Origin of the sequence: Micromonospora sp. NPDC005205 (assembly GCF_040608275.1) — a bacterium.
Taxonomy (GTDB): Bacteria; Actinomycetota; Actinomycetes; order Mycobacteriales; family Micromonosporaceae; genus Micromonospora.
This window is the reverse complement of sequence record NZ_JBEXHV010000002.1, coordinates 467,128-489,364: the sequence shown is the minus strand read 5'-3', so window position 1 is coordinate 489,364 and position 22,237 is coordinate 467,128. Positions and strand designations below refer to the sequence as shown.

The following is a 22,237-nucleotide window of genomic DNA, read 5'->3' as shown; positions in this document are numbered from 1 at the left end:
CCGCCACCGGCCGTACCACGCGATGCCGGTGGCGGTCGCGGCGAGGACCGCCGCCGGTGTCCCCTCAGGGGCCCGGCGGCGTCGCGAGACGGCACCGGACCCGTCCGTCTCCGCGGGCGCGTTCGCGCCACCGCCGGAAAGGTTGCCCATGACCAGTGATCAGCGGAAGCGGCAGTGGCCGCGACTGACCCGCCGGCAGACGTTGACCGCCGCGGCGAGCGCCACCCTCGGTGCCGCCGCGCTCACAGTGCCGGGCCTGTCGGCCGCGCAGAACGCCCCCGGAGCGGCCGGACGAGCCGACGAGCCGATCGTCGTGCACCTGCGTGACGCCGACTCCGGAACGATGGACGTCTTCGTCGGTGAGAGGCGCATCGAGGTACGCGACCGCGGCCTGGCGGACCGGCTGCGGCGCGCCGCCCGGCGCTGACCCGACCTTCTGCCCCGCCATCCTGTCCCCGCCCAGTGAGGTTGGTCCGTCATGTCTTCCCACCGCGAGGCCCCGGAGATAGCCAAGGATCCGGTCGCCGACAGCTCCGACCTGTACGCGTTCGTCAGCCCCGACAAACGCGACACGGTCACGTTGATCGCCAACTACGTGCCGTTGCAGCTCCCCTCCGGGGGCCCGAACTTCTTCGAGTTCGGCGACGACGTGCGCTACGAGATCCATATCGACAACGACGGTGACGGTCGCCCGGATGTCACCTACCGGTTCGAATTCACCACCGAGATCACCAACCCGAACAGTTTTCTCTACAACACCGGTCCGATCGATTCGCTGGACAGCAAGAACTGGAACCGGCGGCAGTTCTACAGCCTGACCCGGGTGGCCGACGGCCGCGAGCACCGGCTGGCGCACAAGTTGCAGTGCCCGCCGTGCAACGTCGGTCCGCTGTCCACGCCGACGTACGCCGACCTGGTGCGGCAGGCCACCTTCTCGCTCTCCACTGGGGAGCGGGTCTTCGCCGGGCAGCGCGCCGACGGGTTCTTCGTCGACCTCGGGGCGATCTTCGACCTCGGCACGCTGCGGCCGTTCCAGCAACTGCACGTCGCGGGGAAGAAGATCTTCAAGGCCGAGGGGGAGCCGGTCAACGCCACCGACCGGATGAACGTGCACAGCATCGCCGTGCAGGTGCCGTTGGAGCGGGTTCGTCGGCGCGCCAACCGCTACGGTGCCGCGGATCGGGCGTCGGTGATCGGGGTGTGGACGTCGGCGTCGCGCCGGCAGGTGCGGGTGCTCGGCGACCGGGGTGCGGCGGACACCAGCACCGGCCCGTTCACCCAGGTCTCGCGGTTGGGCAATCCCCTGTTCAACGAGGTCATCGTGCCGATGTCCAAGAAGGACCTGTGGAATTCGCTGCCGCCGTCGGAGGACAAGCGGTTCGCCCAGTTCGTCGAGCAGCCCGAGCTGGCCGCGTTGCTGCCGGCGCTCTACCCGGACGTCTTCCCCAACCTGGACAAGCTCACCAAGGCGAAGAAGGCCCGGGCCGACCTGGTGGCGATCCTGCTCACCGGCGTGCCGGCCGGGCTGATCGACGGCTTCACCAACACCACAGGTGACGTGCAGGCTGACATGCTGCGACTGAACACCGCGATCCCGCCGACCGGGCGCCCGGACCGGTTCGGGGTGCTCGGCGGCGACCTGGCCGGATTCCCGAACGGGCGGCGGGTCGGCGACGACGTGGTCAGCATCGCCCTGCGGGCCATCGCCGGGGTCACCGTCCCGTTGGTGGACAAGACCTTCCGACCGGACGCGGCGGCCGCCGCGGTCACCCCGGGGCTGAGCGCCGCCGACGTGACCGCGCCGTTCCTTGGAAACTTCCCCTACCTGGGTACGCCGTACGACGGGTTCAACAACCCGTCGGCGGCGTCCTGACCGGGGCGGGGAGCACAAATGCACGAGCACGCGTACGGGCCGACGGAGACGGGGACCGTCGTCCTCGATCTGGGCGGCGACACCGGTGCCCTGATCGTCTACACGGGTCGGGATCTGCACGGCCGGGAGATCGAGATCAGCCGCGACGACGACCGGCGGGTCCACTCGGCGGTGCGTGAGCGCCTGGTGCGCGACGGCTCGTTCCACAGCGCGGTCTATCCCGACCTGCCGAGCGGGATCTATACCGTCTGGTGGGATGATCATACGTCTGCCGGCACCATCACCGTCCATGGTGGAGCGGTGGCCGAGTTTGTCTGGCCGAGCAGCGGTTTTGGGGCAGCCGGCTGACCTCGACGCACCTGTTTCACCACCGCGCCCCGTCCACATTGTGGACGGGGCGCGAGTGCTGTCCGCAGCTCGACGGGCGGTCTGCGCCGCACCGCGTTAACCTGTCCCCCATTCAAGATCAGCTTAGGGGTGACGGTCTCTGGTGCCGGCCGCTCAGCGACTCGTCGGAGAAGCGCCACGGCAGAAAAGTCGGGCAACTCGCCGGAGAGGGCGTTACTCGGCCGGGGTCTGAATCGATAGGGCAGGTTGCGAGGCTGGACGGCCCGAGTGGCCGACCGGGGGTGTCGGGAGGGCGACTCCATTATCAAGTTTGGCTTGACGGCGCACGCATTACACGCGTGTAATTTGAATGGGGTTGTTCGCGCGGAACGCAACAAAACGGGACGGGATGGACAAGCACGCCTTTCGCGTGGGGGGTTGCAGCGGCGATGACGCCGGTGCGCGACAAGGAGGCATTTGATGGACGGCCAGCTTGAGGTGGCCGACCTGCTCGGAAACGCGCCGGAGTGGCAGGAGCGGGCGTTGTGCTCGCAGACCGACCCCGAGGCGTTCTTTCCCGAGAAGGGCGGCTCGACCCGCGAGGCGAAGCGCATCTGCTCGCGTTGTGAGGTCAAGACCGAGTGCCTCGAATACGCACTGGGTCACGACGAGCGGTTTGGCATCTGGGGTGGGCTCTCCGAGCGGGAGCGGCGCAAGTTGAAGCGGCGGGCCGCCTGAGCGGTGCGCGGGGCTGCCTGCGTGTTGTGAGGGGCCTGCGTGGTTCGAGGGTCGAGGCGAGGGCTGCCTCAGCGGTGTGCGGGTCGGGGCGGGCTGCCGGGGGGCGGCCTGAGGTCGGGGCGGCGGGGGCCGCCCGACCGTCCGCTTCCCGCGCGGTCGGCGGTTGGGCTCGGCTCAGGCGAGCTCGTCCGGATCCACCCCGAGAAGGTTCGCCACCTGTTCGATGATCACGTCATGGACGAGATCGGCGAGGTCCTCACGGTCCATCGCCCGGAACTCCAGGGGCCGCCGGTACAGCACGATCCGCGGCGGCACCTCCTGCCGGCCCGGGCGGCCGGGCAGCAGCCGGGCCAACGGGACCTCGCCATCCTCCAGCACGTCCGAGTCGTAGACGTTCAAGTCCGGCGGGACGTCCTCGACAGCGAACTCGACCCCGGCCAGCTCCTTGGCGAACCGACGCTCCAGCGTCTCGACGGTGTCCAGGACCAGGTCGTCGAAGACCTCGGCCTTGGTCCGCGCCAGCGGCACAGTGGCCGGAACCAGCCGCCCACGCAGGCCGCGCCCGTGCCGGTCACGATGCCCACGCCGGCCAGAGGCGGGGCGGCGGTGTTCCGGGCTCGTCATGAGGCAAAGGGTAGCGCCCGTGTCGGGCTGGTCAGCGGCAGCGCCGCTCCCGTGGCGCGGCGCGCCCAGAACGTTCGACTGTGATCACCATGACGGGCGTGTCGCAACGCGAAGCGATGCGCGGGACCCGGTAATGGAGATACCCTGCCGCACGTGAGGTCACCACGGCGCTGCTCCCGTAACGGCTGCCCCCGGCAAGCGGTCGCCACATTGACCTATGTCTACAACGAGTCGACAGCGGTGGTGGGGCCGCTGGCGGCATTCGCCGAGCCGCACACGTACGACCTGTGCGAGCCGCACGCCCGCAGCCTGACCGCGCCGCGGGGCTGGGACGTCGTCCGGCACGAGGGCGAGTTCGAACCGCCGCCGCCGACCACGGACGACCTCGTCGCGCTGGCCGAAGCGGTCCGCGAAGCCGCCCGCCCGGCCCCCCGCCCTCCGGAGCCGGACCAGAACCGTCCCGAGCACCCCCACCAGACCGGCCGCCGAGGCCACCTCCGCGTAATCCCCCCCAACCACTAAAACCCCGCGCGCCCCACCAGTCCGCCGCGCCCCCGGCCCGGCCCGGCCGGCCCGGCCGCGCCCCCTTCCGGCGTTGATCATGAAGTTATTGCCCCGCGCCTCGGCGTGTCGTGGCAATAACTTCATGATCAACGGGGGCGGCAGTGGGGGTGGGGTGGGGGTGGGGGTGGGGGTTAGAGCTTGGTCCAGGCTTGGGTTAGGACTGTGCGGAGGATCTGCTCGATCTCGTCGAAGTGCTGCTGCTCCGCGATCAGGGGCGGGGCCAGCTGGATGACGGGGTCGCCCCGGTCGTCGGCCCGGCAGTAGAGGCCCGCCTGGAACAGGGCGGTGGAGAGGAAGCCGCGCAGCAGGCGCTCCGACTCGGCCTCGGTGAAGGTCTCCCGGGTGGTCTTGTCCTTGACCAGTTCGATGCCGTAGAAGTAGCCGTCGCCGCGCACGTCGCCGACGATCGGCAGGTCGTGCAGCTTCTCCAGAGTGGCGCGGAAGGCATCCTCGTTGGCGCGTACGTGCCCCACCAGGTCCTCGCGGGCGAACACCTCCAGGTTGGCCAGCGCCACCGCGCAGGAGACCGGGTGCCCACCGAAGGTCACGCCGTGGGCGAACATGCCGGTCTCGGTGAGGAACGGTTCCATCAGCCGGTCGCTGGCGATCATCGCACCGAGCGGGGCGTAGCCGGAGGTGATGCCCTTGGCGGTGGTGATGATGTCCGGCTGGTAGCCGTAGCGCACCGCGCCGAAGTACTCGCCCAACCGCCCCCACGAGCAGATCACCTCGTCCGAGACGAGCAGCACGTCGTACGCGTCGCAGATCTCCCGTACCCGCTCGAAGTAACCGGGCGGCGGTGGGAAGCACCCGCCGGAGTTCTGCACCGGCTCAAGGAAGACCGCGGCGACAGTGTCCGGGCCTTCCCGCTCGATGGCCCGTCCGATCTCGTCGGCGGCCCAGCGGCCGAACGCCTCGGGGTCGTCGCCGTGCTCGGGCGCCCGGTAGAAGTTCGTGTTCGGCACCTTGATCGCACCCGGCACCAGTGGCTCGAAGTCGCTCTTGATGCCGGGCAGGCCGGTGATCGACAGAGCGCCCATCGAGGTGCCGTGATAGGCGATGTAGCGGCTGATCACCTTGTACTTGTTGGGCTTCCCGGTGCGCTTGAAGTACGCGCGGGCCAACTTCCACGCCGCCTCGACCGCCTCGGAGCCGCCGGTGGTGAAGAAGATCCGGTTGAGGTCGCCGGGGGTGAGCGCGGCGATCCTTTCGGCCAGCTCGACGGCCTTCGGGTGCGCGTACGACCAGAGCGGGAAGTAGGCAAGCTCGCCGGCCTGCTTGGCGGCGGCCTCGGCCAGCTCGGTGCGGCCGTGGCCGGCGTTGACCACGAAGAGCCCGGCGAGCCCGTCCAGGTAGCGGCGACCCTGCGCGTCCCAGACGTATGCTCCCTCGCCGCGCACGATGGTCGGCACCTCACCGGCGGAGTAGCTCGCCATCCGGGTGAAGTGCATCCAGAGGTGGTCGGTGGCGTTGGCCATGTCAGCCCCATCGGTCGTCGGGCCGGTCAAAGGGGTGAGGCCGGCCGCTCTGCCAACGGTTATCGCACAGTCGAGACCTCCGGGGCAAGTGTTATCGGCGGTATCACGGTCAGTTGGCGACGGATTCAGCGCACGTGCGCCACTGATGCAACGGAATCCGCACCACTATTGGTCGGTCGATCGGTGGTCGGGAGGGGCCGGAGGTGTGCTGGTGGCTGCCTTTGGAGCTGAATCGTCTGCGACATCACGGCCGCCGATCGGGGTGGGGCCTGGTTCGGTGTCCGTTGTCCTTCCGGTTTGCCCTGCGGATCGCCGGATCTCTTGGGGCATCACGGCCGCCGGTCGGGGTTGGGCCTGGTTCGTGTCAGTTGCCCGCCCAGGTTCGCCCTGCCGATCGCCGAATCGTTTGCGACATCAGCTCCAAGGGACCCGCCCGGTGGTGGTGCCTCCCACGGCCGCCGGATCGATCCACACCGGTTCGCTGAAATCGCGGTGTCCGGACGTGGTGGATACCGCCGTGTCGGTGAAGTCGAGTGGATCAAGCGTGGGGGAGGGGGCCTCGCGGGGCCGGGTAGGCGAGGGCTGAAGGCCGGGAGGGGTGGGGTCTTGGGTCGGGGGACGCGCGGCCTTCGGGACGCTTGTGGGGCACTTCGGGGACGGCCTGGGGGCGTCCGGAATGCGCGCCAACACGTCACACCGCAACACGCCGGTAGTGCGAAGACATCGACACTCAGCGTGACTAACGTCCGCCGCGATGTGTATCGAGCGGCCCGTCTGCTGACCAGAGGAAGCTGCGAAACGGACGAGCGGCACAGACGAGCGGCACGGACGAGCGGCGCGGACGAGCGGCACGGGGAGCAGTAGCGGCACGGGGAAGCGGGCACGGATGAGCGGCGGGAGGGCCCAGTGGCGAACGAGGCGTTGCGGGTGGCGATGGCCGAGGCGGGGGAGACTGTCGAGTCGTTGGCCGAGAAGGTCCGCGTCGACCCGAAGACGGCGGCGCGGTGGCTCGCTTCTGGGCGCATTCCGCATCCGCGTACCCGGGTGGCGGTGGCCGAGGTGCTGCGCCGGGAGGCGGCCGATCTCTGGCCGGAGCCGTTCCGCCGCCGTGACCTGCCGTGGTTCCGGCCGTGGGCCGAGCTGGAACAGGACGCCGCGTCGCTCCGGTCCTACCAGCCGCTGCTCGTGCCGGGCCTGCTCCAGACCGAGGGGTACGCCCGCGCGATCCTGGGCACCGGTGGGCTGGTCGCGCCGTCCGAGGTGGACCAGATCGTGGCGAGCCGCCTCGAACGGCAGGCGGTCCTGTGCCGCGACGCCCCACCGCAACTCGTGGCGGTGATCGACGAGGTGGTGCTGCGCCGGCCGGTCGGCGACCGTGCCGTGATGGCCGACCAGTTGGCCCACCTCGCGAGAGTGGCCGAGTGGGAACACGTGCAGGTCCGGGTCATTCCGGCCGAGAGCCCGTGGCACACCGGGCTGGCCGGCCCTTTTGTGCTGGGCCGGCTGCCCGACGGGACGGAATTGGCGTACCTCGACAATCAGCTCCGCGGTCAGGTCGTGACCGATCCCCTCGACGTCGCTAACCTGGGACGCAGGTGGGAGAGCGTCACCGGCGAGGCGTTCCCCCAACGCCGGTCGATCGAGCTGATCAGGGAAGTGGCCACGACATGGACATGACCGACGCCCGCTGGCGCACCGCGACCCGCAGCAGCAACAACGGCGGCGACTGCGTCGAGGTGGCCGACAACCTGCCCGGTTGGGTGCTGGTGCGCGACAGCAAGGACCGCGACGGCGGCACCCTGGCCTTCGCGCCGACCGCCTGGGCGTCGTTCGTCGGCATGGTGAAACCGGGGCGTCAGGCCGTACCCCAGGTGTAGGTCTGCTTGCGCAGCTTGAGGTAGACGAACGCCTCGGTGGAGATCACCCCTGGCACCGCGCGCAGTCGTTGCAGGATCTCCAACAGGTGGTCGTCGTTGCGGCAGACCACCTCGGTGAGCAGGTCGAACGACCCGGCGGTGATCACCACGTAGTCGACCTCGTCCAGCTCGGCCAGCCGGTCCGCGACCGCCTCCAGGTCGCCGTCGGTGCGCAGGCCGATCATCGCCTGCCGGTTGAAGCCGAGCTGGAGCGGATCGGTCACCGCCACGATCTGCATCACCCCGGAGTCGAGCAGTCGCTGCACCCGCTGGCGGACCGCCGCCTCGGACAGCCCGACCGCCTTGCCGATCGTCGCGTACGGGCGGCGGCCGTCCTCCTGGAGCTGCTCGATGATCTGCTTGGCCACGTCATCCAGCAGAGCGTGATTGGCGCCTTCACGGACAGCGACGCGTCGACTCCCGTTGCTGTTCTCGTGCTGCCGGTTTGTCATTGCCCGCTCCCCATGTCCCGAATCGTGATGTCGCGCGTGTATCACCGCGTAGTCTGGCGTATTTCGTCGTGCATCGCTATTCCCGCAACGGAATCCCTTGTAAGGGAGGTCACCTCATGTCAGGATCAGTCGTCCATGGCACTTGACCCTCCCGACATTCCCGCCGGCGTGCCTCCCCCGTCCCGCCCGCCGACGATGACCCCCTAGGAGTCGTCATGCGTACTCCCCTCCGGCCCCTCTCCCGGCGTGGACTGCTCACCGGCACTCTCGGTTCGGCCGCCCTGCTCACCATGGGCGGCAGCCTCGCGGGCTGCGGCACCAAGGGCGCGCAGCAGACCGAAGCTGGTTGTGTCAGCGAGGACCTCTCCGGCACCGAGAAGAAACTCGCCTTCGCCAACTGGCCGCAGTACATGGACGTTGACGACGCTGACGAGTCCAAGCGGCCGAGCCTCGACGAGTTCATCACGAAGACCGGCATCCAGGTGACCTACACCGAGGACATCAACGACAACAACGAGTTCTTCGGCAAGGTGCAGAACCAGCTTGCCGCCTGTCAGAGCACCGACCGCGACATCATCGTGCTGACCGACTGGATGGCGGCCCGGATGATCCGGCTCGGCTGGATCCAGAAGCTGGACCCGGCGAAGATCCCGAACGTGCAGGCCAACCTGCTTCCGTCGCTGCTCAACCGCCCCTTCGACACCGAGAACCGGATCTCCATCCCGTGGCAGTCCGGCCTGGCGGGACTGGCGTACAACGGCAACGTCACGAAGGAACTGCGGACCGTCGACGAACTGCTCACCCGCCCCGACCTCAAGGGCAAGGTGACAGCGCTCAGCGAGATGCGCGACACCATGGGCCTGCTGCTCGGGTCGAACGGGCACGACCCGGCCAACTTCACCGCCGCCCAGTTCGACGACGCCCTCAACAAGCTCAAGAAGGCAGTCGACTCCGGGCAGATCCGCAAGTTCACCGGCAACGACTACGCGCCCGACCTGGCCAAGGGCGACATCGCCGCGTGCATCGGCTGGTCCGGCGACGTCATCCAACTGTCCGGTGAGGACGAGAAGGTGCGGTTCGTCGCGCCGGACTCGGGCGTGATGCTCTACAGCGACAACATGATGGTCCCCAACAAGGCCACCCACAAGGGCAACGCCGAAGCGCTGATCAACTACTACTACGAGCCGGCGGTCGCGGCGAAGCTCGCTGCGTACGTCAACTACATCTGCCCGGTCAAGGGCGCTCAGGCCGAGATGGAGAAGATCGATCCCGAGCTGGCCGCCAACCCGCTGATCTTCCCGGACGAGGCGCTGCTGTCGAAGTCCAAGGTGTTCATGGCCCTGGACGAGAAGCAGGAGAAGGAGTACGAGGGCAAGTTCCAACAGGTCATCGGGGCGTGATGAGGATGGCGCGCGAGACACCCGCCGGCGACCTGCGCCTGGCCGACCTCACCAAACGGTTCGGCGTCTTCACCGCTGTGGACGACCTGAGCCTGACCATCGAGCAGGGCTCGTTCTTCGCGCTGCTCGGCGCGTCCGGCTGCGGCAAGACCACCACGTTGCGGATGATCGCCGGCCTGGAGGAGCCGACCAGCGGCCAGGTGCTGCTCGGTGACACCGACATCGCCCGGCTGCGGCCGTACAAGCGGCCGGTGAACACCGTCTTTCAGAGCTACGCGCTCTTCCCGCACCTCACCATCTTCGAGAACGTGGCCTTCGGGCTGCGCCGACGCGGCATCCGCTCGGTCGACGACGAGGTCTCCCGGATGCTGTCGCTGGTGCAGCTCGACGGCTATGGCAGCCGCCGACCCGCCCAGCTCTCCGGCGGGCAGCAGCAGCGGGTCGCGCTTGCCCGCGCGCTGATCAACCGGCCGCAGGTGCTGCTGCTCGACGAGCCGCTGGGCGCACTCGACCTCAAGCTGCGCCGACAGATGCAGATCGAGCTGAAGCGCATCCAGACCGAGGTCGGCATCACCTTCGTGCACGTCACCCACGACCAGGAGGAGGCCATGACCATGGCCGACACCGTCGCGGTGATGAACGCCGGCCGGATCGAGCAGTTGGGTGCCCCGGCCGACATCTACGAGTTTCCCGCCACCGCCTTCGTGGCGAACTTCCTCGGCCAGTCCAATCTGCTCGCCGGCGAAGCCACCGGCGTCGGCGGCGGCGACGTCGCGGTGACGGCGCACGGCACGCGCTTCTCCGTGCCCGCCGGCCGCGCACGGGCCGAGAGCGGTCCGGTCCACCTGGGGGTACGCCCGGAGAAGCTGATTCTGGTCGGCTCCGCCGACCAGGTGCCCGCCGGGCATCAGCACGTCACCGGAGTGGTCACCGACGCCTCCTACGTGGGAGTCAGCACGCAGTACCTGCTGCGCACCGGCTGGGGCACCGAGTTGTCGGTCTTCGCCGCCAACAGCGGGACGTCGACGACAGTGGCGGTCGGCAGCGAGGCCGTGGCGTACTGGGATCCGCGGCACGCGTTCCTGCTGCCCCGGGATGCCGCCGACACCGACCGGACGGCACCGGTGCTGGACGAGCCGGTGGGTGTGTCGTCGTGACCCTGCTGGCCCCCACCGGGTCGGGGCGCCCGCCCGCCGCGCCACCGGCAGCCCGGTCCGGGCGACGCCGACTCCTGCCGTACCTCCTGTTGTTGCCGGGTGCGGCCTGGCTGCTCATCTTCTTCGGTGTGCCGCTCGTGCAGTTGGCGGCGGCCAGCCTGTACGACCCCAGCGGCTCGCTCTCCACCGGGTACGCGATGACCTGGGCGGTCGGCAACTACCCGGACGTGCTCCAGGCGTACTGGCCGCAGTTCCTGCGCTCGTTCGGCTACGCCGGGCTGGCCCTGGTGCTGGCGTTGCTGCTGGGCTACCCACTGGCATACGCCATCGCGCAGAAGGCCGGCCGCTGGAAGAACCTGCTGCTGGTGTGCGTCGTCGCGCCGATGTTCACCAGCTTCCTGGTCCGCACGCTGGCCTGGAAGACGATCCTGTCGGACAACGGCGCGCTCGTCGGTCTGCTGCGCGACGTGCACCTGCTCGCCCCGGACGGTCGACTGCTGGCCACCCCGTTCGCTGTGGTGCTCGGCCTGACGTACAACTTCCTGCCGTTCCTGGTGCTGCCGCTGTACGCGAGCCTGGAGCGGCTTGACCCGCGGTTGCTGGAGGCGGCCACCGACCTGTACGCGAGCCCTGTGCAGGCGTTCCGTCGGGTGACGCTGCCGCTGTCCATGCCCGGTCTGGTCGCCGGCACGCTGCTGTTCTTCATCCCGGCCAGCGGCGACTACATCAACGCGGAGCTGCTCGGCACCCCGAACGAATACATGATCGGCAACGTCATCGACTCGGCGTTCCTGGTCCGACTGGACTACCCGCAGGGCGCCGCGCTGTCGTTCCTGCTGATGGCGGCGATCCTCGCGGTGGTCTTCGGCTACCTCCGTCGAGCCGGCACGGAGGAGGTCCTCTGATGAGCGCGAGGAGTGCAGCGCAGCGGAGCCCCGCAGTCGCGAATGAAAGGCGGCTCCGATGAGGGTTTCCCGTTGGCTCGCGGACCGCTGGGTGATGATCGTGGCGTTGCTGGTGCTCGGCTACCTGGCGCTGCCGATCCTGGTGGTGGCGGGGCTGTCGTTCAACCGGCCGTCGAGCCGACTGTCGTACGACTTCAACGAGTTCACACTGGACAACTGGCGGCAGCCGTGCGCCACCTCGGACATGTGCGACGCGGTGGTCCGCAGTGTGCAGATCGGCTTCATCGCCACGGTGGTCGCCACAGTGCTCGGCACCCTGATGGCGTTCGCGCTGGTCCGGCACCGCTTCCGTGGCCGATCCGGGATCAACGTGCTGATCTTCCTGCCGATGGCCACCCCGGAACTGGTGATGGGCACGTCGTTGCTGGCCCTGTTCGTGTCGGCGGGCGTACCGCAGGGTTTCTGGACCATCGTGATCGCGCATGTGATGTTCTGCGTGTCGTTCGTGGTGGTCACCGTGAAGGCGCGGCTCGCCGGGATGGACCGGCGGCTGGAGGAGGCCGCCATGGACCTCTACGCCAACGAGTGGCAGACCTTCCGGCGGATCACCCTGCCGCTGGTGCTGCCCGGCATCGTGGCCGCCGCGTTGCTGGCCTTCTCGCTCAGCTTCGACGACTTCATCATCACGAACTTCAACGCCGGCACCACCGTCACGTTCCCGATGTACGTGTGGGGTGCTGCCCAGCGTGGCATCCCACCGCAGGTCAACGTGATCGGCACGGCGATGTTCGCGGTCGCGTTGCTGCTCGTGGGGCTCAGCTCGCTGCGCGGTCGGCGGGCCCGCCGCGCCGCGCTGCTGTCCGCGCCGTCGGGTCACCCGCGTCGGTCGTCATGACCCGCCCCGATGCTCCGGACCACCCGGCGGGCGGGCCGTCATGACGCTCCCACATACCGGCCGGGCGTTGGCCGACGCGGCACCCGTGCCGTACTGGCTCGACCGCCCGGACCGCCCCGACCCGCTACCGCCGCTGAGCGGTCGGCACTCCGCCGACCTGCTGGTGATCGGCGGCGGTTACAGCGGACTGTGGGCCGCGCTGTTGGCGAAACAGGCGGACCCGGACCGGGACGTCCTGCTCGTCGACGCCGGGACCTGCGGTTGGGCGGCCTCCGGGCGCAACGGTGGTTTCTGCGCCGCCTCGCTGACCCACGGCCTCGCCAACGGTGTCGACCGGTTCCCCGACGAGGTCGGCGAGTTGGAACGCCTCGGCCGGGACAACCTGGACGCCATCGCCGCCACCGTCGAAAAGTTCGACATCGACTGCGACTTCGAGCGCACCGGTGAGCTGGCCGTCGCCGTCGAGCCGTACCAACTCGACGGGCTGGCCGCCGACGCGGACCTGGCCCGCCGGTACGGCCACCGGGTGCGGTTGCTCGACCGGGACGAGGTGCGCGCCGAAGTGCACTCACCGACGTACCTGGGTGGGATGTTCGACGCCGACCGGGTGGCCATGGTGGACCCGGCGAAGCTGGCCTGGGGGCTGCGCCGCGCCTGCCTCGACCTCGGCGTACGCGTGCACGAGCACACCCGGGTCACCGGACTGCGCGCCGCCGGTGCGGCCCTGCATGCCAGCACCCTGGGCACCGGTCCCACCGCCCACCCGGCCGACAGTGGCCGGGCCGACACCAGTGCCGCCGGCCTGCCCGGCTCGATCCGGGCGCGTCGGGTCGTGCTGGCCACCAACGCATTTCCGCCGCTGCTACGCCGGCTGCGGGCGTACCTGGTGCCGGTCTACGACCACGTGCTGATGACCGAGCCGCTCACCCCCGCCCAGCGCGACGCCATCGGGTGGCGCAACCGGCAGGGGCTCGCCGACACCGCCAACCAGTTCCACTACTACCGGATCACCACCGACGGACGGATCCTCTTCGGCGGCTACGACGCCGTCTACCACTACGGCAACCGGGTAGCGCCCGAGTTGGAACAACGACAGGCCACCTTCACCACCCTCGCCCGCCACTTCTTCACCACGTTCCCGCAGCTCGCCGACGTGCGGTTCAGCCACCGCTGGGGCGGAGTCATCGACACCTGCACCCGGTTCTGCCCTTTCTTCGGCACCGCCTACGGCGGTCGGCTGGCGTACGCGGCCGGCTACACCGGCCTCGGCGTCGGAGCCACCCGCTTCGGAGCCCGGGTGCTGCTCGACCTGCTCGACGGCGGGAACACCCCGCTGACCCGGCTCGACCTGGTTCGCCGCAAGCCACTGCCGTTCCCACCGGAACCCGTCCGCGCGGTCGGCATCAATCTCACCCGCTGGTCACTGGCCCGCGCCGACGCGCGCGAGGGTCGGCGCGACCTCTGGCTCCGTACTCTCGATCGTTTCGGTTTGGGGTTTGATTCCTGATGCGTGTCCTCCTCGTCGGCGCCGGTGGCGTCGGCTCCGCCGCCGTAGCCATCGCCGCCCGACGGACCTTCTTCGAGACCATCGTGGTGGCCGACCACGACCCCGTTCGGGCCCAACGGGCGGTCGCCGGGCACGGTGACCGTTTCGTCGCCGCCCAGGTGGACGCCTCCTCGGCCGACGCGGTCACCGCACTGTGCCGGGAGCACCGGATCACGCACGTGCTGAACGCCGTCGACCCGCGGTTCGTCATGCCGATCTTCGACGGCGCGTTCGCGGCCGGCGCGGACTACCTGGACATGGCGATGTCGCTGTCACACGTCGAGACCGGCGTGAAGCTCGGCGACGAACAGTTCGCGCTGGCCGACACCTGGTCGGCGGCCGGTCGGCTGGCGCTGTGCGGCATCGGGGTCGAGCCCGGCCTCTCCGACGTCTTCGCCCGTTACGCCGCCGACGAACTGTTCAGCGAGATCGACGAGATCGGTGTCCGGGACGGGTCGAACCTGACAGTCGACGGGTACGACTTCGCGCCCTCGTTCTCCATCTGGACGACCATCGAGGAGTGCCTCAACCCGCCGGTCATCTGGGAGAAGGACCGGGGCTGGTTCACCACCGAACCGTTCTCCGAGCCGGAGGTCTTCCACTTCCCCGAGGGGATCGGGCCGGTCGAGTGCGTCAACGTCGAGCACGAGGAGGTGCTGCTCATCCCGCGCTGGGTCAAGGCCCGGCGGGTCACCTTCAAGTACGGCCTGGGCGACGAGTTCATCGAGGTGCTCAAGACGCTGCACAAGCTCGGACTGGACGCCGTCTCCCCGGTGCTGGTACGCGGCGTCGAGGTCTCCCCGCGCGACGTGGTGGCCGCGAGTCTGCCCGACCCGGCCACGCTCGGCGCCCGGATGCGCGGCAAGACCTGTGCCGGCACCTGGGTACGCGGCCTCGGCCCGGACGGGCAACCCCGCGAGGTCTACCTGTACCACGTGGTCGACAACGAATGGTCGATGCGGGAGTACGGGCACCAGGCGGTGGTCTGGCAGACCGCCGTCAACCCGGTCGTCGCCTTGGAGTTGCTCGCCAGCGGCGCGTGGGCCGGCGTGGGCGTGCTCGGACCGGAGGCGTTGCCCCCGATGCCCTTCCTCGACCTGCTGAACGGTTACGGCTCACCATGGGCGATGGAGGAACGGTGAGCCCACCCCGCTGACGGCATAGCGACAGTTCCGTCACCGCCGTTCGATCTCCGGCCGCTGCCGATGCGGTGCGTGGTGATCTGCGGCTTTTGTTGGTGCTGATACCCGCACGATCGGCCCTGCCCGGCCAGCCTGGAGGGTTGCCGCACCTGCCGACTCGTCGCCCGCCAACGCGCCCACCGATCTTTCCCGCGAAGCGAAAGGCGCAGGTGACGAACGCGACGGAGGATATTGCACGCTGTGTTTGCGACGACACTCATCGCCGTGACGATGCAACCACCACAGCACCCGGGGCCGCCGTACCCGCCGTCGTTCGGCCAGACGCCCCGACCGAACTGGTTCCGCCGGGCCACTCCCGCCAGCCGGGTCGCCGTGATCCTCGGCTCGGTCACGCTGTCGATCCTGCTGCTCTGCTGCACCGGCACCGCCATCGTCGGCGCGTTGACCGGCGAGCCGGAGCCGACCAGGACCGGCACCGCCGCCGAGCAACCACAACAGCCGATCCTGGCCGCGCCCGGCGAGCCGACCGAGGAGGCCCCGGCCCAGGAGGAGTCGCCGATCGCCGCGCCCTCCACAGTGCCCTCGTCGGTGCCTGCGACGGCGCCCTCGTCGGCGGCGGCCGTGCCGGTGGTGCAGGTGACGACCGTGACGGAGAAGGCCACCATCCGGTACGGCGAGCGGACCGTCAAGGACTCGTCACTGGCCGAGGGCAAGCGGGTCGTCCGGACCAAGGGCGTGAACGGCGTCCGGACCATGACCTACGAGGTGACCACCACCGACGGCGTGCGGACGGCCAGGAAGCTGGTCAAATCCGCAGTGACGAAGCAGCCGGTGACCCAGGTCGTGGCCGTCGGCACCAAGAAGCCGCAGTCGTCGAAGTGCGACCCGAACTACAGCGGCTGCGTCCCGATCGCCAGCGACGTCGACTGCGCGGGTGGCAGTGGCAACGGCCCCGCCTACGTCAGCGGGCCGATCAGGGTCATCGGCGACGACATCTACGACCTGGACCGAGACGGCGACGGCATAGCCTGCGACTAGTCCTGAACCCCCCCGACCTGCGTCGCGCCCCTTTCACCCCTCTCACCCCCGCGATCTTGCACTTTTTGCGGTTACTTATGCCCCCTATCGGACATATCTTCGACAGAAAGTGCAAGATCGCGAGGGTGAGGGCTTTGGGGTGGGATCTTGGGGGTTGGTGCTAGCACGGCTGAGGGTCTTATGGGAGTTGTCCACAGGGGAGTTGGTTTTCCACAGGTCGTTCTTACGGGGCGCTCGCGGAGATTCGGGTCGGTCAGCCTCCCTCCATGGCAACTCAGTTGTGGCGTACGGACGCGCTGATGCGGCAGCTCACCGTTGGACGGATACGTACTCGGCTCGACCGCGAGGAAATCCTGCGTGTGCGCAGAGGGGTCTACGCCGACAAGCCCTGCGACGACGACGACGAACTGCGTGCCCTGATGCTCCGGCTGCCCGACGGAGCGATGTTGGCGCGGCAGAGTGCCGCCCGCCGATACGGCTTCGGGGTCCTGCGCGACGATCTGATCCACATCCAGTTGCCCGCCGAGGTGCCAAAGCCCCGTCTGCCCGGGGTGGTCGTTCACCGGACGGTTCTACCTGCTTGGCCGATCTTTGTCGCAGGCATACCCTGCGTGCCGCCGGCGCGCTGTGCAGTCGACCTCGCTCGCGCCGCTCGTCGGGTCGACGCACTCCCAGTGCTCGACGCCGCGCTGCGGTCGGGCTTGGTCACCCAGGATGACCTGCTGGTCGAGGTTGCGGCCCACAACTCATTGCGGGGTGTCCGCCAGGCCCGCCAACTAATACCGCTGGCAGACGGCAGGGCGGAGTGCCGACAAGAAAGCCAGTTGAGACTGATCCTGATCGACGGAGGCCTGCCGCCGCCGGAGCCGCAACTATGGGTTACCGACCGCCATGGCATCCCTCTGTACCGGCTCGATCTGGGTTACCGCGAACGCCGAATCGGCATCGAGTACGACGGGCTGTCGCACCTGAGCCGCGATCGACTCAGGCACGACCGTGAGCGGATCAACTGGCTGGCCGCAGCGGGTTGGCGGATGCGCTACTTCACCGACCGCGACCTCTACCGCCGCCCAGAACACATCAAAGCCACCATCCGCGCAGCCCTCTCCTAACCACCCCCCGTGCCGTGCCCCCGTGCCCTCGCCCTCGCCCTCGCCCTCGCGTCCTCGCCGATCTTGCACTTTCTGCCCCGACAAAAAACGCCTTACTCATATTTCGGCAACACAAAGTGCAAGATCGGCGGGGCGGGGCGGGGCTCGGCGGGGCTCGGCGGGGCTCGGCCGGGCCGGGGCGGGGCGGGGCGGGGGTGGGTGACTTTCGGGGGCCTCGTGACGCGGGTCACTGTTGATTGCTTTGGCTCTTCGTGGTGTTGGGACGTTTGGCGCGGGGCGTGTGAGACGGGGACGAAGGGGGCGGGGGCTGGGTTGCGATGGTTTGCCCGCTGGACAGCCGCGTGGAGGATGGCTGCGGCGGGTGCTTACAGAACCCTTAACCCGGGCCTGCGACGGTGTGCCGGGCAAGCCGAACTGGGGGAGCGGGAAAACGTGCGGGTGCTGGTGGCGGACGACGAGCGGTTGTTGGCGGACATGGTGGCCGAAGGGCTGCGCCGCCTCTCGATGGCCGTCGACGTCTGCTACGACGGTGACGGTGCGCTGGAGCGGGTCGGGGTGAACCGGTACGACGTCGCGGTGCTGGACCGGGACATGCCCGGCCACACCGGCGACGAGGTGTGCCGCAGCATCGCCGACTCACAGGTCGGCACCCGGGTGCTGCTGCTCACCGCGGCGGCCGGCATCCGGGACCGGGTGGAGGGCCTCGGCCTCGGCGCGGACGACTACCTGACCAAGCCGTTCGCCTTCGCCGAGTTGGTGGCCCGGGTGCAGGCCCTCGGGCGACGGTCCACGCCGGCGCTGCCACCTGTGCTCGCCCAGGACGGCCTGGCCCTGGACGTGGGTCGGCACCTGGCCACCCGGGACGGCCGTCCTCTCGCGTTGAGCCCCAAGGAGTTCGCGGTGCTGCACGTGCTGCTGCGCGCGGACGGCCAGGTGGTCAGCGCCGAGGAGTTGCTGGAGCAGGCCTGGGACGAGTTCGCCGACCCGTTCACCAACGCCGTACGGGTCACCGTGATGACCCTGCGCAAGAAGCTCGGCGATCCCGCGATCATCCACACCGTCCCGAAGGCCGGCTACCGCATCGGCGGCACGGCGTGAGCTGGACGCCCCGACGTCGGGTGCTGCTGGTGGGGCTGTTGGCGCTGCTGGCCGGCCCGGTACTGCCGGCGATGGGCAAGTGGCTGTCGGGGGTGACCTGGAACTGGGGACAGCAGTTCTGTGACCTGCCCGTGCCGGGGATGTCGGCGGTGTGCCGCAACGTACGGCCGGGGGCTTTCATGCTGCCCCTGCTGGCCGTCCTGCTCGTGACCCTCGCCGTCCTGGTGGGGCTCTGGTTCGCCGCGGCGTGGTGCCTGCGCCCGGTCGCTGACCTGGCCGGGCCGATCGGGCAGCTCGGCCCGCAGAACCTCGGTCACCGGATCCGGCCCCGGGGTGGCGACGAGTTGGCCCGGCTGTCGAGGGCGATCGACGAGATGATGGAACGCGTCTCCGCCGGCTACGAGGGGCAGCGGAGGTTCGCCGCGAACGCCTCGCACGAGCTGCGTACGCCCCTCGCCGTGCAGCGGACGCTCATCGAGGTCGGTATGGCCAGGGCGCTCACCGGCGAGCAGTTGGAGTTGCTGACCAGTCAGCTGCTGGAGACCAACGAGCGCAACGAACGACTGATCGAGGGCCTGCTCGCGCTCAGCGAGAGCGACCAGGGTCTCCGTTCGCGGATACCGCAGCGGTTGGACGCGATCGTCGAGGCGGTGCTCGCCGGTTACCTGGACCGGGCCCGGGAGGCCGGCGTCACCGTGGAGACCCATCTCGAACCCCGGATGGTCGTCGGCGAGCGGGTGCTGCTGGAACGACTGGTCACCAACCTGGTGGAGAACGGGATCAAGTACAACCGGCCGGGCGGCTCGCTGACCGTCGTGGTGAGCGGCGTGCCCGCGCTGTCAGTGGTCAACACCGGCCAGCCCGTGCCGGCCGAGGCGGTCGCCGGTCTGTTCGAGCCGTTCCGCCGACTTGCCCGGGACCGGACCTCGCAGGGCGGTGGGGCCGGGCTGGGCCTGGCCATCGCCCGTTCGATCACCCAGGCCCACGACGGCATCATCGCGGCCCGGCCCGCCGAGTACGGCGGCCTGCGGGTCGACGTCCAGCTACCCACAGTGAACTGACACTTCCACCCACAGTCACCGGGGTCCACGTACCGCTGGACCCTGCCTGTGGCGTGCCCGAAAAGGAGAGACGATGACAGGCACAGTTGGTCAGGTCCGGGCCGATGTCGAGGAGGCCAGCCGCTGGCTGGCCGGCCACGTGGTCCGCACCCCAGTGCTGCGTTCCCCGGTGATCGACGAGCTTGCCGGGGCACGGGTGCTGCTCAAGGCGGAGAACCTCCAGCACGGCGGCTCGTACAAGATGCGGGGTGCGCTGCGTGCGGTCGGCCGCCTCGCGGTGGCCGGCCACACCGGGGTGATCGCGCAGAGCACCGGCAACCACGCGGTGGCGGTGGCGTTGGCGGCCCGGCAGCACGGGCTCGCGGCGACAGTGGTGCTGCCGGTCGACGCCGCGTCGACGAAGGTCGACCGGGCGCGCGCGGCGGGGGCGCGGGTGGTGTTCGCCGGCACCAGCGTCGAGGAGCGGGTGGCGGTGGCCAACGGGCTCAGCGACGAGAGCGGTCACCCCGTCGTCGACGCGTACGACCACCCGGACGTGATCGCCGGGCAGGGCACCGCGAGCCTGGAGCTGATCGAGGACGCCGAGCGCGTGGGGACGCCGTTGGACGCGTTGGTCGTACCGGTGGGTGGTGGTGGCGGGGTGGCTGGCGCGTGCCTGGCCGCCGCTGGCTCCGGCATCGAGGTGTACGGCGTGGAGCCGGTGGGTTGCGACTCGCTCGCCCGCAGCCTGGAGGCAGGTGTACGCGTGCCGGTAGCGCCGGCGTCCACCATCGCGGACGGTCTGCGGCCGTCCTGCGTGGGGGAGCTGCCGTTCGCCATCGTGCGGGACACGCTGCGTGGGGTCGTCCGGGTCGACGACGACGAGATCGCGGCGGCGTTCCGGCTGATCCTGACGGAGCTCAAGGTGCTCGCCGAGCCCTCCGGGGCGGCGGGCCTGGCCGGAGCCCTCCGGCTTCCACCGGCCGGCGAAGGCCGAGGGGCGTCGGACAGCGACCGGCAGCGGACGGTTGGCGTGGTGCTGACCGGCGGGAACGTGGAGGCGGCGCTGGTGGCCCGCTTGATGGCCTCGCGATCGGCCGACCTGGCTGAGGAAGGGGTGGCGGCGTGAGCGCGCCGGTTCGGATCGGAATCCTGTTCGGTGGGCCGTCGGCGGAGCACGAGGTTTCCTGTGCCTCCGCGCTCGGGGTGGCCCGGGCGCTCGCCGGTGGCGGCTACCGCACTGTGGCCATCGGTGTCACCCGCAGCGGCGGCTTCCGGCTGATGCCCGACGCGCTGCTGGCCGAGTTGCGCGACCGACCGGCCGGCGAGCGGGCCATCGACGACCAGTTGGTGGTGACCGGGCCGGCCGTCGAGTTGCGGGCCGGTCCGCGTGCGGGTGTCGTGCAGGTGTCCGCCGGTAACGCCCCCGGCGCGGTGCACGCCGAGCTGGACGTGGTCTTCCCCGTGCTGCACGGTCCGTACGGAGAGGACGGCGTGGTGCAGGGGCTGCTGGAGTCACTGAACGTGCCGTACGTCGGGTGCGGCATCCTCGCCTCGGCCGTCGGCATGAACAAGGTGGCGATGAAGCGGGCGCTGCGCGCCGAGGGCATCCCCGTCACCCCGTACGTGTCGTTCGACGCGCACACCTACCGGGAGGTCGACGACCCGGAGAAGTTGGTGACCGGGCTGAGCCGGCCACTGTTCGTCAAGCCGGCCAGCATGGGCTCGTCGATCGGCATCTCCCGCGTCGACGTGGGTGACGACCTGGCCGCCGCCGTGGAGGAGGCGCTTCGCCACGACCAACTCGTCATTGTGGAGCAGGGGGTCGTCGGCCGGGAGTTGGAGTGCGCGGTGCTCGGTGGCTGGCGTCCCGAGGCGTCGGCGGTGGGCGAGGTGCAGGTCAGCGGCGGCTGGTTCGACTACCAGCAGAAGTACTTCGGCGACGCCGACCCGATGATCGTTCCCGCCGTGCTGCCGGACGAGGTGACCGCGCGGGTCCGCGAGTCGTCGCTGCGCGCGTTCGCCGCGATCGGCGGTTGGGGTCTGGCCCGGGTCGACTTCTTCTACGACGCCGGTGAGCTCTACGTCAACGAGCTGAACACGATGCCCGGTTTCACCGCGCACTCGATGTACCCGAAGGTGTGGGCCGCCGTCGGGGTCGGCTACCGGGAGGTGGTGGACCGACTCGTCGAGTTGGCCCGGGTCCGGCATGCGGAACGGTCTGCGGGCACGCCGGGGAGCATCCGATGATCCTGCTCTCCGACCCCCGGGTGGCGGCGGTGCCCAGCGCCGACGACGGCGAGGAGTTCGTCGACCTGCGTGAGGTGTCGGAGTTGCGGCTCGACGGCCGGGCGGCCGACCCGGCCGGGGCGTACGCCCGGTTGCGCGCAGGTGTCGTGGACCGCCTGCTTGCCGCGCAGCGTGCCCTGCCCGGTGGGCTGCGGCTGCTGGTGGTCGAGGGCTACCGGCCGTACCAGGCGCAGCTGGCCATCTTCACCGGCTACCGCGACGAGCTGCGCCGGCGGCACCCGGACTGGTCGCCGCAGCGGCTGCACCGGGAGACCACGAAGTTCGTGTCACCGGTCGAGGTGGCCCCGCACAGCACGGGTGGCGCGGTGGACCTGACGCTCTGCACCGACGACGGTGTGGAGCTGGACCTGGGCACGGCCATCGACGCCACACCGGAGGACAGCGCCGACGCCTGCTTCACCGACGCGCCGACGATCGGGGGCGCCGCCCGCCGGCACCGGCAGATCATGGTGGACGCCCTCGGTGGCGCGGGGATGGTCAACTACCCGACCGAGTGGTGGCACTGGTCGTACGGCGACCGTTACTGGGCGCTGGTCACCAGGGCCCCGAGCACCCGGTACGGGCCGGTGGACCTGGCCGCCGCACGATCGATACCCGTGCCGGCTGAACGGTAGGACGCTCC

23 protein-coding genes are annotated in these 22,237 nt (G+C 69.9%); 20 read left to right on the top strand and 3 right to left on the bottom strand.

The window, feature by feature from the left end:
- Positions 1–148: 148 nt before the first annotated feature.
- From ABZU43_RS06955 to ABZU43_RS06940, 4 genes are all read left to right on the top strand, one after another.
- Positions 149–427 (top strand): hypothetical protein, encoded by a 279-nt coding sequence (locus ABZU43_RS06955; RefSeq protein ID WP_355005597.1) that lies wholly within the window; start codon positions 149–151, stop codon positions 425–427.
- 51 nt (positions 428–478) lie between these two features.
- Complete coding sequence (locus ABZU43_RS06950) at positions 479–1,873, top strand: DUF4331 domain-containing protein (protein ID WP_355005596.1); 1,395 nt, start codon at positions 479–481, stop codon at positions 1,871–1,873.
- 18 nt (positions 1,874–1,891) lie between these two features.
- A complete protein-coding gene (locus tag ABZU43_RS06945; RefSeq protein ID WP_355005595.1) occupies positions 1,892–2,221 on the top strand; it encodes a phospholipase in 330 nt (109 codons plus the stop codon).
- A gap of 459 nt (positions 2,222–2,680) precedes the next feature.
- Positions 2,681–2,938, top strand: a complete 258-nt coding sequence (locus tag ABZU43_RS06940; RefSeq protein WP_007455784.1) for a WhiB family transcriptional regulator — start codon at positions 2,681–2,683, stop codon at positions 2,936–2,938.
- A 174-nt stretch (positions 2,939–3,112) separates the two neighbouring features.
- Here ABZU43_RS06940 and ABZU43_RS06935 read toward each other — a convergent pair whose 3' ends face one another.
- Positions 3,113–3,562 (bottom strand): metallopeptidase family protein, encoded by a 450-nt coding sequence (locus ABZU43_RS06935; protein ID WP_355005594.1) that lies wholly within the window; start codon positions 3,560–3,562, stop codon positions 3,113–3,115.
- A 153-nt stretch (positions 3,563–3,715) separates the two neighbouring features.
- On the opposite strand from ABZU43_RS06935, the gene ABZU43_RS06930 reads away from it, so the two are divergent.
- Positions 3,716–4,084, top strand: coding sequence for a DUF3499 domain-containing protein (locus tag ABZU43_RS06930; protein ID WP_238691079.1), 369 nt, complete (start codon positions 3,716–3,718; stop codon positions 4,082–4,084).
- Between the two features lie 173 nt (positions 4,085–4,257).
- Here ABZU43_RS06930 and ABZU43_RS06925 read toward each other — a convergent pair whose 3' ends face one another.
- Positions 4,258–5,604 (bottom strand): aspartate aminotransferase family protein, encoded by a 1,347-nt coding sequence (locus ABZU43_RS06925; RefSeq protein ID WP_355005593.1) that lies wholly within the window; start codon positions 5,602–5,604, stop codon positions 4,258–4,260.
- 933 nt (positions 5,605–6,537) lie between these two features.
- Between ABZU43_RS06925 and ABZU43_RS06920 the strand changes: the two genes are divergently transcribed.
- Positions 6,538–7,281 carry a DUF5753 domain-containing protein gene (locus ABZU43_RS06920; RefSeq protein ID WP_355005675.1) on the top strand — a complete coding sequence of 248 codons (744 nt, stop codon included), beginning with the start codon at positions 6,538–6,540 and terminating at the stop codon, positions 7,279–7,281.
- Positions 7,272–7,481, top strand: a complete 210-nt coding sequence (locus ABZU43_RS06915; RefSeq protein WP_355005592.1) for a DUF397 domain-containing protein — start codon at positions 7,272–7,274, stop codon at positions 7,479–7,481. The genes ABZU43_RS06920 and ABZU43_RS06915 overlap by 10 nt, the downstream gene beginning before the upstream one ends.
- On the opposite strand, the gene ABZU43_RS06910 is transcribed toward ABZU43_RS06915, so the two are convergent.
- The gene (locus ABZU43_RS06910) at positions 7,460–7,972 is read right to left on the bottom strand and encodes an Lrp/AsnC family transcriptional regulator (RefSeq protein WP_355005591.1); all 513 of its coding nucleotides are present in this window, start codon (positions 7,970–7,972) and stop codon (positions 7,460–7,462) included. The two genes, ABZU43_RS06915 and ABZU43_RS06910, sit on opposite strands and share 22 nt — an antisense overlap.
- 215 nt (positions 7,973–8,187) lie before the next feature.
- Here ABZU43_RS06910 and ABZU43_RS06905 point away from each other — a divergent pair, with 215 nt between their 5' ends.
- The 13 genes from ABZU43_RS06905 to ABZU43_RS06845 all read left to right on the top strand — a co-directional run bounded on the left by ABZU43_RS06905 (position 8,188) and on the right by ABZU43_RS06845 (position 22,229).
- Entirely contained in the window at positions 8,188–9,372 is a 1,185-nt protein-coding gene (locus tag ABZU43_RS06905; protein ID WP_355005590.1) for a spermidine/putrescine ABC transporter substrate-binding protein, read from the top strand.
- Entirely contained in the window at positions 9,372–10,529 is a 1,158-nt protein-coding gene (locus ABZU43_RS06900) for an ABC transporter ATP-binding protein (RefSeq protein WP_355005589.1), read from the top strand. Before ABZU43_RS06905 ends, ABZU43_RS06900 begins: the two co-directional genes overlap by 1 nt.
- Positions 10,526–11,434, top strand: a complete 909-nt coding sequence (locus tag ABZU43_RS06895; RefSeq protein ID WP_355005588.1) for an ABC transporter permease — start codon at positions 10,526–10,528, stop codon at positions 11,432–11,434. Before ABZU43_RS06900 ends, ABZU43_RS06895 begins: the two co-directional genes overlap by 4 nt.
- A gap of 58 nt (positions 11,435–11,492) precedes the next feature.
- On the top strand, positions 11,493–12,329 hold the full coding sequence (locus ABZU43_RS06890; protein ID WP_355005587.1) for an ABC transporter permease: 837 nt from the start codon (positions 11,493–11,495) through the stop codon (positions 12,327–12,329).
- Positions 12,330–12,369: 40 nt separating this feature from the next.
- Positions 12,370–13,836 carry an FAD-dependent oxidoreductase gene (locus ABZU43_RS06885; protein ID WP_355005586.1) on the top strand — a complete coding sequence of 489 codons (1,467 nt, stop codon included), beginning with the start codon at positions 12,370–12,372 and terminating at the stop codon, positions 13,834–13,836.
- Positions 13,836–15,017: a saccharopine dehydrogenase C-terminal domain-containing protein gene (locus tag ABZU43_RS06880; RefSeq protein WP_355005585.1), complete on the top strand. Its 1,182-nt coding sequence runs from the start codon at positions 13,836–13,838 to the stop codon at positions 15,015–15,017. The genes ABZU43_RS06885 and ABZU43_RS06880 overlap by 1 nt, the downstream gene beginning before the upstream one ends.
- 270 nt (positions 15,018–15,287) lie before the next feature.
- Positions 15,288–16,055 (top strand): G5 domain-containing protein, encoded by a 768-nt coding sequence (locus ABZU43_RS06875; RefSeq protein ID WP_355005674.1) that lies wholly within the window; start codon positions 15,288–15,290, stop codon positions 16,053–16,055.
- Positions 16,056–16,321: 266 nt separating this feature from the next.
- Complete coding sequence (locus ABZU43_RS06870; protein ID WP_355005584.1) at positions 16,322–17,167, top strand: DUF559 domain-containing protein; 846 nt, start codon at positions 16,322–16,324, stop codon at positions 17,165–17,167.
- Positions 17,168–17,599: 432 nt separating this feature from the next.
- Positions 17,600–18,265, top strand: coding sequence for a response regulator transcription factor (locus ABZU43_RS06865; RefSeq protein ID WP_355005583.1), 666 nt, complete (start codon positions 17,600–17,602; stop codon positions 18,263–18,265).
- The gene (locus tag ABZU43_RS06860) at positions 18,262–19,326 is read left to right on the top strand and encodes a HAMP domain-containing sensor histidine kinase (RefSeq protein ID WP_355005582.1); all 1,065 of its coding nucleotides are present in this window, start codon (positions 18,262–18,264) and stop codon (positions 19,324–19,326) included. Before ABZU43_RS06865 ends, ABZU43_RS06860 begins: the two co-directional genes overlap by 4 nt.
- 73 nt (positions 19,327–19,399) lie before the next feature.
- Positions 19,400–20,434: a pyridoxal-phosphate dependent enzyme gene (locus ABZU43_RS06855; protein ID WP_355005581.1), complete on the top strand. Its 1,035-nt coding sequence runs from the start codon at positions 19,400–19,402 to the stop codon at positions 20,432–20,434.
- Positions 20,431–21,555 (top strand): D-alanine--D-alanine ligase family protein, encoded by a 1,125-nt coding sequence (locus ABZU43_RS06850; protein ID WP_355005580.1) that lies wholly within the window; start codon positions 20,431–20,433, stop codon positions 21,553–21,555. Before ABZU43_RS06855 ends, ABZU43_RS06850 begins: the two co-directional genes overlap by 4 nt.
- Entirely contained in the window at positions 21,552–22,229 is a 678-nt protein-coding gene (locus tag ABZU43_RS06845; RefSeq protein WP_355005579.1) for a M15 family metallopeptidase, read from the top strand. Before ABZU43_RS06850 ends, ABZU43_RS06845 begins: the two co-directional genes overlap by 4 nt.
- Positions 22,230–22,237: the final 8 nt, after the last annotated feature.

Excerpts from the sequence above, each read along its gene's own strand:
- ABZU43_RS06955 (WP_355005597.1), top strand. The coding sequence starts at position 149 with ATGACCAGTGATCAGCGGAAGCGGCAGTGGCCGCGACTGACCCGCCGG.
- ABZU43_RS06950 (WP_355005596.1), top strand. The coding sequence starts at position 479 with ATGTCTTCCCACCGCGAGGCCCCGGAGATAGCCAAGGATCCGGTCGCC.
- ABZU43_RS06945 (WP_355005595.1), top strand. The coding sequence starts at position 1,892 with ATGCACGAGCACGCGTACGGGCCGACGGAGACGGGGACCGTCGTCCTC.
- ABZU43_RS06940 (WP_007455784.1), top strand. The coding sequence starts at position 2,681 with ATGGACGGCCAGCTTGAGGTGGCCGACCTGCTCGGAAACGCGCCGGAG.
- ABZU43_RS06935 (WP_355005594.1), bottom strand. The coding sequence starts at position 3,562 with ATGACGAGCCCGGAACACCGCCGCCCCGCCTCTGGCCGGCGTGGGCAT.
- ABZU43_RS06925 (WP_355005593.1), bottom strand. The coding sequence starts at position 5,604 with ATGGCCAACGCCACCGACCACCTCTGGATGCACTTCACCCGGATGGCG.
- ABZU43_RS06920 (WP_355005675.1), top strand. The coding sequence starts at position 6,538 with ATGGCCGAGGCGGGGGAGACTGTCGAGTCGTTGGCCGAGAAGGTCCGC.
- ABZU43_RS06915 (WP_355005592.1), top strand. The coding sequence starts at position 7,272 with ATGGACATGACCGACGCCCGCTGGCGCACCGCGACCCGCAGCAGCAAC.
- ABZU43_RS06910 (WP_355005591.1), bottom strand. The coding sequence starts at position 7,972 with ATGACAAACCGGCAGCACGAGAACAGCAACGGGAGTCGACGCGTCGCT.
- ABZU43_RS06905 (WP_355005590.1), top strand. The coding sequence starts at position 8,188 with ATGCGTACTCCCCTCCGGCCCCTCTCCCGGCGTGGACTGCTCACCGGC.
- ABZU43_RS06900 (WP_355005589.1), top strand. The coding sequence starts at position 9,372 with ATGAGGATGGCGCGCGAGACACCCGCCGGCGACCTGCGCCTGGCCGAC.
- ABZU43_RS06890 (WP_355005587.1), top strand. The coding sequence starts at position 11,493 with ATGAGGGTTTCCCGTTGGCTCGCGGACCGCTGGGTGATGATCGTGGCG.
- ABZU43_RS06885 (WP_355005586.1), top strand. The coding sequence starts at position 12,370 with ATGACGCTCCCACATACCGGCCGGGCGTTGGCCGACGCGGCACCCGTG.
- ABZU43_RS06880 (WP_355005585.1), top strand. The coding sequence starts at position 13,836 with ATGCGTGTCCTCCTCGTCGGCGCCGGTGGCGTCGGCTCCGCCGCCGTA.
- ABZU43_RS06875 (WP_355005674.1), top strand. The coding sequence starts at position 15,288 with ATGCAACCACCACAGCACCCGGGGCCGCCGTACCCGCCGTCGTTCGGC.
- ABZU43_RS06870 (WP_355005584.1), top strand. The coding sequence starts at position 16,322 with ATGGCAACTCAGTTGTGGCGTACGGACGCGCTGATGCGGCAGCTCACC.
- ABZU43_RS06855 (WP_355005581.1), top strand. The coding sequence starts at position 19,400 with ATGACAGGCACAGTTGGTCAGGTCCGGGCCGATGTCGAGGAGGCCAGC.
- ABZU43_RS06845 (WP_355005579.1), top strand. The coding sequence starts at position 21,552 with ATGATCCTGCTCTCCGACCCCCGGGTGGCGGCGGTGCCCAGCGCCGAC.